The sequence below is a fragment of the Gilvimarinus gilvus genome (assembly GCF_030518155.1).
Lineage (GTDB): Bacteria > Pseudomonadota > Gammaproteobacteria > Pseudomonadales > Cellvibrionaceae > Gilvimarinus > Gilvimarinus gilvus.
Genome location: NZ_JAULRU010000689.1, coordinates 1 through 469, shown reverse-complemented (window position 1 = coordinate 469; position 469 = coordinate 1). Strand labels below are relative to the sequence as shown.

At 47.3% G+C, this 469-nt stretch carries 1 protein-coding gene; it reads left to right on the top strand.

The window, feature by feature from the left end:
- Nucleotides 1-110: 110 nt before the first annotated feature.
- Nucleotides 111-296 carry a hypothetical protein gene (locus QWI17_RS16980; RefSeq protein WP_302723711.1) on the top strand — a complete coding sequence of 62 codons (186 nt, stop codon included), beginning with the start codon at nucleotides 111-113 and terminating at the stop codon, nucleotides 294-296.
- Nucleotides 297-469: the final 173 nt, after the last annotated feature.

Below are 469 nucleotides of genomic sequence, written 5' to 3'. Positions count from 1 at the left end.
CCGCTAGGGGCAACGACCTTTCCGTAATAAGTTACCTTACATCTATATATAACAACCTTGCATAGCAGCGCTCGCTGCATTCTGTTTGATATCCATTGCAAGGAGTTCACATGTTTTCCTCAGCTAAATGCTCAATGACCGATGATTCAATCACGGTAGAACCTAGTATCACGGGGGCTGTAACCGGAGCGATAGCCGGAGCCCGTGTTGGTGTCATTATTCCTGTTGTAGGCCCTGCTGTCGGAGGCGTTGTCGGTGGTGTTATAGGTCTTATTTTCGGTCCCTCTGGCAATTGATGAGGCGGTGATATCTGTGATTACCATAAACAGCCCTTCTCAGGTCATTCAGCTACCACTGGATGATGACCTCATTAACGCCCTGATCGTAGAGATTGAACAACCTTTCGAATCGGCCATAGCGATCACAGTATTCTGGAAACAGACCAATACACGACTATTGCTGATCGAAC

Coding starts and splice junctions, on each gene's coding strand:
- QWI17_RS16980 (WP_302723711.1), top strand. CDS start 111: ATGTTTTCCTCAGCTAAATGCTCAATGACCGATGATTCAATCACGGTA.